Below are 6,873 nucleotides of genomic sequence, written 5' to 3'. Positions count from 1 at the left end.
AATAGACTTCCGCTATGAATAAGAAATCGAGTCTACCTTCTTTAATTGCTCTCGATTAATTCTTTCCAGTAGGATAATGCACGCGTATGCCGTGTGTTTTTCGACATCCTCCTGGAGTGGAAGCATTGCCATATCGCATCTAAGACCATCACAGGCATCTGAAATTTCTAATACGAGAATTTTTGTGAACTACAAAATGTTTTGGGATGAGAAAATCCCATTGAACCTTATCCGTCCAACCATCGTAGTATGGATCTCTACCATAATAATAAATTCTTCCGGCGTTCTTATGTAAAAGAATTTTACAAACAGTTGCGTTCTCTTCTTTTGAGAAATAAATCTGGATACTGTTCGACTAACGGTGAGTCAACTACACTGACATAGTTGAAGACAAAATCTAAGTCAACTTCTTACCAATTGCATTTTAGCTTGTATCTAAATTGTTTTAATTTAAAATATATCTGCTCTCAGTGGGTTTTGGTTTGTAATCGTAAATGGCATAAGGTGGGTCAATTAAATCTGAATCCACCAAATCAGGCAGAGAGTTTACAAGAATTAAGCCATCCTAATCCCTCGTGTTCTTTGCATATTTTTACAGAAGCTTGTGATGGAAGCCAGACACCCATGAGCCAAACTGCATCTGCCGTTATAATCTCAGGAGTTGTAAAGAAACTTTCAGGTGCCTTTAGTATGGTTACGCCCTTCTCTATACAAAAAATTCTTGTATTTAATTGATAAATAAAAAGTTGATTAAAGTTATTGTGATTCAAGGATCCTCGATTTAAAACAAGATTTATTTAATTGCAAACCTATTCCCTATTAAGTTTGCTAATTCATCCATTCTTTTCTTGCAAGAAAACGGAAAAAGTGGAAGAAATTCAAGCGATCAAAGTTGATGACGTGCCTTGGACTGGTGATGTAGCCTCGATACCAGAGGCTCTTAAGCAATCCAATCCGATCGCATCTCCAATTAGTCAAAGGCGGCTCCTTCAAAATCTATAGTCACCAATTTCCAAAATCTCTGAACTATTATCTAGAACAATATTCGACCACAGCCCGAATTTATACTTCCATGTTTGAGCCTTTAACAGCAAATCATCCGATCACTCTAGACAATATTCCTCATATCGCCAAAGAATGGAAAATTTCTAAAGACAAGAAAAAATTTACATTCATCATCGATCAAAACGCAAAGTGGTCAGATGATAAACCAATTACTGCGCATGACGTTCTTTTTACTTTCAATACAATTATGGACAAGAAGAACAATACAGCCGTTTTCCGTATCGGTCTATCTCGTTTTGAAATGCCAGTTGTCATTGACGATTATACAATAGAGTTCACTGCAAAAAATATTCATTGGTACAATTTTAATACCATTGCAACAGGGATTTATATTTTACCAAAACATTACTATGAAGAAAAGATTTCAACAAAGAAATTTTGAATTTCCAATTATCTCCGGTCCTTATAAACTAGCCGAGTCAAAACCGGGACGTTATGTGCGAATGGTTCGCCGTGGTGACTATTGGCAAAGAGCGTATCCATTTAATAATGGTCGATATAACTTTGACGATGTATTTTACAAAGTCTATAACGAAGAAGCAATTGGTTACCAAGCAATGCTCAAAGGAGATATGGACATTTTTCCCTCTTACAAAGCGGCTACCTGGGTAACAGAAGCTGTCGGAGAAAAATTTGACAAGAACTACATTGTCAAACAAAGAATCTTCAATGAGAAGCCTCTCGGATTTCAAGGTTGGGCAATGAATACTAGAAGAGATATTTTTAAAGACAAACGTGTTCGCAAAGCAATCGCTCATCTAGTCAATCGCAAAGAGATGATTGAAAAACTCGCTTACAATGAATATGATCCGACTAATAGCTATTATCCTGACTACTACCTAAACGGAGAAGTCAATCCAAACGAAGCAATAGAATTTGACCCAGAAAAAGCAAGAGAGCTATTAACAGAAGCTGGATGGAAACCAAACGCAAGTGGAATTTTAGAAAAGGCGGAAAGGAATTTTCTATCACAATACCGATAGAGATAAGAGCACTGAAAAATACTTTACTGTTTTCATGGAAGCAGCAAAGCAATTGGGGATAAAGGCAAACATCGAAACAACTGATCTTGCCGCATGTAGTGCCCGAAAAGACAATTATGCTTTTGATCTTACTTGGGCTGCTTGGGGAGGTGGAGTTTAAAGATCCTTGAGCCTATGTGGTTTGCAAAGTATGCAGACGAAAAGGGACAAAACAACTTAGCTGGTATTAAGAATAAAGAAGTCGATGCCCTCATTGAAAAACAAAAATCAGAATTTAGTCTTGCCAAGAGAAATGAAATCGTAAAAAAAATCGACACCATTATTTACAAAGAGTATCCTTATGTATTGCTCTGGCACTTAACGAATACGCGCCTTATGTATTGGAATAAATTCGGTATGCCCGATATGCCTCTGGGACGTTACGGGACAGAGGACTATGCAACCGACTTCTGGTGGTTCGATTCCAAGAAAAATGAAGAGCTTGAAAAAGCAATTAAGGATAACGTTGCTTTGCCTGTAAGTCCAAAAGAAGTGAAGCTTCCTAAGATAGAGCCTCCTCAAATCTTAGAAGAAGAAACAGAACCAGCAGTGGAAAAACCAGCTCCCAAAAAAGCAGAAAAGAAAGCACCGGCTAAGAAAGAGAAATCGACAAAAATAAGTAAGAAAGAGAAAGACAAAAAGAAATAAGGATTATACAGTCACCTCGAACAGCTTTTTCGTGAGAGGTCTATATTTGTTAAAAGGATTTGGCTGATTCGTTCTAACAAATATAGATTTCTCACACAGTCTATTTGCTTAGTCGCAAATTCAAACGCCAAGCAGTGTTCGAAATGACCGTAAAAATAAATGCCATCAGAACAAACCCAAACCAACAATAACCCATCAAGAAGTGATTTTTTAAAAAAGGAAATTACTTCTTGGAATAGTTTTATAACAGAAGAAACTATTCTAAAATCCAAATTCAATGAGATGAAAGAATCCTCTTATCATTTTTTCCGTGCGACTGCTCATCTATTCTATAAAGACATTGATTCTCTTTTGATTCCAATTCCTTCCGAATGGAAACAAACTCCACGCATCAAGACTTGGATTCAAGGAGATTTGCATACACAAAATCTTGGCTTCTTTGAAAATGCTGATGGTCAAATCAAGCTAGATGTAAATGATTTCGATGAATCGTTCATTGCCCCATTTTACCTAGACCTGATTCGATTTGTGACAAGCATTTTCTTGCAAAGAGAAGATGTTGATTTTAAATTCTCGCCGAAAGAAGCCTCTGATCTGGCCGAATACTTTTAGAAGAATACCAAGAAACTCTCTGAAATCAGCGAAGACGGAAAAGAATTGGAGCTAATAGAGAATAACCTCGATGGCTTTCCAAAAGATACGGTAGATGAATTAAAAGATAAAAAATCTAACACAACTCTTCTTGCCAAATGGACAAAGTCAGTCGACGGAAAGAGTTGTTTCGATCTATCAAATCCAGAACTATGTGCTTTAACCGAAATAGAATCACGAGAGATTCATTCCAATTGGAGTGATTACATTGAAAGCCTTGGTGATTTCTCTGCTGAAAAAAGAAGTGCCTTTTTTCAGATTCAAGACATTGCTCGTAGGCTCCACTCAGGAATGGGAAGCCAAGGGGTTCATAAGTATTATGCGCTCATCCAAGGAGATTCAAATCCCCTTTTATTAGAAATCAAAGAACAAAGACTCCCCTGTCTATTCCTTATGAAAGACATGTCCGAAGCAGAATACAATTCCTTCTTTACGAATCATGCGGAACGAACAAAGACTGCCTGTAATGCAATGCTCGCAAATCCAGATAGTTTTTTAGGAACGATGATTACGGCTAATCGCTCTTATCTTGTATCTAGAATTTCTCCATTTAAGAAAAAGTTAGAATCGAAAGACTTTCACTCTGAATCTGATTTTAAGAAATATCTCAAGCATTCAGCTAGAGCCGTTGCCTATGCTCATAGTAGATCTTATAAATCCATCTTAATACGCTCAACGTCTCTTTCCTTCGCCAACACAGCATTATCCGCAATAAAAGCCTGGTCGGGAACGAGAAATACAATTGTAAAACTTGGTAATGATTATGCAGAACAAGTCAAATCAGACTTTGCTCTGTGTAAAAGCTGGCTGTGAGAATCGCAAAAAGGAAACACGCTTCATTGAATGGAAAGATGAATGCGTGTATTTATCAGCAGATTAAAAGCTTATCGTAATTTAATCAAATAATAACCTATCGAACAAAGAATAGAGACTAACACCGATATTCCAATGTAATAAGGAAATATCTCTCCAGCGCTCTCGTCTGCGGCAAATCCGATTATCCCCATGAAGCCAATCATAGATCCGAGAAAGGAAAAAACCAAAATCAGAAATAGATTAATCATGTTACGAAACAAAGATTCATTCATGAATTTGTTAATCACCAAATGATTAAAAGTTCCAGTGAGGAAACTAGCAATTACCCTTGAAAGCACTGCGGCAGCAAAAGAAATAACATAACGATTAAATTAGGAATATTCTTATAACAACTGCCTATGATTATTACAGTAAGCCTCAGGTCAAATATTTATTGTGGACAGTTTATTTTAGGTAGTTGGCGATAAAAGAGAGTTGAGAATTCATTGACGTCTTGTTTGCACTTATAAAACTATCAAATACCGTTTCAGGAACGTATAATCGGACTAAAACTTAAGGAGTTTTTATGTTACCACCACTAGCATTGTTTAATCTTGGTCCTTGGGAAATAGCTTTCATTCTATTAATTGTCTTATTGCTTTTTGGAGGCAAAAAACTTCCTTCTCTTGCAAAAGATTTAGGTAGCGGAATTAAAGAATTTAAAAAATCACTTTCTAGTGCTGCAAGTGAAGAGCCTGAGAGTCCACCTGCTACACCTGCATACAAAGAAGAAGAGCCTGTTGCAAAAAAAAAGGCGGCTAAGAAGTCTTAACTAAATGGCGGTAAAATCGAAAACAACCAAAAAGAAGTCTCTCACTAAAATGAAAGATATTTCTTCGAAGCCAAGTGAATTGACTGCCACAAAGCCAACTCTTCCAATCGTAGCAGAAGAGCAAAATGATGTTATCCCCACAGACAATCGAGAAAAATTCATGTCCCTCGGCGATCATCTAGAAGAGTTACGTCAGCGGCTAATTCATTGTATCCTTATTGTTACAGTTTTTACTATTGGGTTTATGTTTTTCGGTTCTGAAGTGCATACTATCTTTGCCTCTCCTTATAAGAAAGTTTTAGGAGCCAATGCTACCTTTTATCAAATCAAGCTCATGGCTCCAATGCTCATTTATTTAAAAACTTCATTTGTCTTAGCCATATTGTTTAGCGTTCCCCTTCTTCTCTATATCCTCTGGGGCTTCATCGCTCCTGCTGTCGATGTCAGTATGGAGCGTTACGGCAAATTGATGATAACCTTTGCTACAATACTTTTTTGGGGTGGTTTGGCACTTTGCTGGTTTACTGTATTTGAAAATTTTCTAAAGATTTTTCTTGTAATGTTTCGACCTCCTGATATAGATATGAAGCTTCCGATTGACGAATACTACGATGTTTTTTTTAATATTCATCTCATCTTTGGACTGAGCTTCGAACTTCCTGTCGTATTAATTCTTTTAGGAAGACTAGGGCTTGTGACTTCTAGTTATCTACTTGCCAAGTGGCGCGAAACGATCGTTATCCTCTCCATATTCTCGGCAATACTTTCTCCGGGACCAGACGTATTTTCGATGATGATGCTTTTTGCTCCCCTTCTAGTTTTATTTTTTGCATCCATCCTAATCATGCGTATTACAGAAAGAAATGCAGAGAAAGAAGCGAATTAAGCAATGATTTACAAATCCTTTCGTGATTGCATTGACAGCCTAGTAATTTAATAAAATCTGTAATTCGATGAACATTATTTCCCTGATTACCTTTCGTTATATTCGCGGCTCTCGCGTATTCGGTCTTTTATCTCTTAAATCAAGACTTTCTTTTATTGTGATGATGGTCGGCGTATCTCTTTTGATCGTTGTGCTATCTATCTTCAACGGATTCCAACGTCAGGTGAAAGAATCTCTCTGGAGTGGTGGTCCTCATATCACCATTGAAAATACGCAAGGTAGCGGCGAGATTCAGAAATACGAAAGAATGGTAGAATTACTTTTGCAAAACCCTACTCTCAAAGAAAGAGTTATATCCATGCAGGGTAATATCACAAGTCACGGACTCTTGCAGAATAACAATACGTTTGTGCCAGTGATGATTCGCGCAGTTCCAATTCCAAACGAAGAAGAGTTAGTGCAAACCAAGTTCCCAATTTTCAAAACTAGAATACTACAATCGAGAAGATATAAAAGAATTAAACTCCAAGAACCTTGTAGTGATTGGAAAAGAAATGTCTCTCCTTTATAATTACAATTTAGGTCGGGGAATTACACTTGCTGTTCCGAGCGGCAGTTTCAATGTTAGCCGCGGTGTAGAATTAAATATTTCCTCTTTTGCAGTGACTGGGCTTTTTAAGACAGGATACTATAATTACGATTCTAAGTTTATCTTCATGTCTCTACCTACGGCACAAAAGTTTTTAAAATGAAAAACTCAGTAAACCAAATAACGGTTAAAGTCAAATCACTAGATGATTTACAATACATAAGCAATTGATTTTACAAACAATCGGGTCTTCTGACTTTGATAGCAGCATTACAGCGGGTGCATATTTTTCTGTTCGAACCATTGCAGAAGAGCAAGCAAACTTTCTCGGCGCACTTAGAATGGAGAAGACAATCATCTCTAATATCGTATTCTTGTTCATTGT

9 protein-coding genes and 1 pseudogene are annotated in these 6,873 nt (G+C 37.0%); 8 read left to right on the top strand and 2 right to left on the bottom strand.

Annotation, left to right across the window (positions count from 1 at the left end; translation table 11 throughout):
• Positions 1–533: 533 nt before the first annotated feature.
• Positions 534–770 (bottom strand): hypothetical protein, encoded by a 237-nt coding sequence (locus IPH52_18265; protein ID MBK7056955.1) that lies wholly within the window; start codon positions 768–770, stop codon positions 534–536.
• A 31-nt stretch (positions 771–801) separates the two neighbouring features.
• Between IPH52_18265 and IPH52_18260 the strand changes: the two are divergent.
• The 3 genes and pseudogenes from IPH52_18260 to IPH52_18250 all read left to right on the top strand — a co-directional run bounded on the left by IPH52_18260 (position 802) and on the right by IPH52_18250 (position 4,199).
• Positions 802–2,735: pseudogene (locus IPH52_18260) on the top strand (ABC transporter substrate-binding protein).
• A 159-nt stretch (positions 2,736–2,894) separates the two neighbouring features.
• Entirely contained in the window at positions 2,895–3,347 is a 453-nt protein-coding gene (locus tag IPH52_18255) for a DUF2252 family protein (GenBank protein ID MBK7056954.1), read from the top strand.
• A gap of 45 nt (positions 3,348–3,392) precedes the next feature.
• A complete protein-coding gene (locus tag IPH52_18250; GenBank protein ID MBK7056953.1) occupies positions 3,393–4,199 on the top strand; it encodes a DUF2252 family protein in 807 nt (268 codons plus the stop codon).
• A gap of 71 nt (positions 4,200–4,270) precedes the next feature.
• Here the strand turns inward: IPH52_18250 and IPH52_18245 are convergent, their stop codons facing one another.
• Positions 4,271–4,450 carry a hypothetical protein gene (locus tag IPH52_18245; GenBank protein MBK7056952.1) on the bottom strand — a complete coding sequence of 60 codons (180 nt, stop codon included), beginning with the start codon at positions 4,448–4,450 and terminating at the stop codon, positions 4,271–4,273.
• 317 nt (positions 4,451–4,767) lie between these two features.
• Between IPH52_18245 and tatA the strand changes: the two genes are divergently transcribed.
• The 5 genes from tatA to IPH52_18220 form a co-directional block, all read left to right on the top strand.
• Positions 4,768–5,013, top strand: coding sequence for a twin-arginine translocase TatA/TatE family subunit (gene tatA, locus IPH52_18240; protein ID MBK7056951.1), 246 nt, complete (start codon positions 4,768–4,770; stop codon positions 5,011–5,013).
• Between the two features lie 160 nt (positions 5,014–5,173).
• Positions 5,174–5,899, top strand: a complete 726-nt coding sequence (tatC, locus tag IPH52_18235) for a twin-arginine translocase subunit TatC (protein MBK7056950.1) — start codon at positions 5,174–5,176, stop codon at positions 5,897–5,899.
• 67 nt (positions 5,900–5,966) lie between these two features.
• Entirely contained in the window at positions 5,967–6,470 is a 504-nt protein-coding gene (locus tag IPH52_18230; GenBank protein MBK7056949.1) for a hypothetical protein, read from the top strand.
• Complete coding sequence (locus IPH52_18225; GenBank protein ID MBK7056948.1) at positions 6,454–6,651, top strand: hypothetical protein; 198 nt, start codon at positions 6,454–6,456, stop codon at positions 6,649–6,651. The genes IPH52_18230 and IPH52_18225 overlap by 17 nt, the downstream gene beginning before the upstream one ends.
• A gap of 64 nt (positions 6,652–6,715) precedes the next feature.
• The coding region (locus IPH52_18220; protein ID MBK7056947.1) for an ABC transporter permease at positions 6,716–6,873 on the top strand (158 nt) is incomplete at its 3' end.

It is taken from the genome of Leptospiraceae bacterium (assembly GCA_016708435.1).
GTDB lineage: Bacteria > Spirochaetota > Leptospiria > Leptospirales > Leptospiraceae > UBA2033.
Note: the sequence above shows the minus strand (reverse complement) of the source record. Positions and strands in the feature narration are given on the sequence as shown.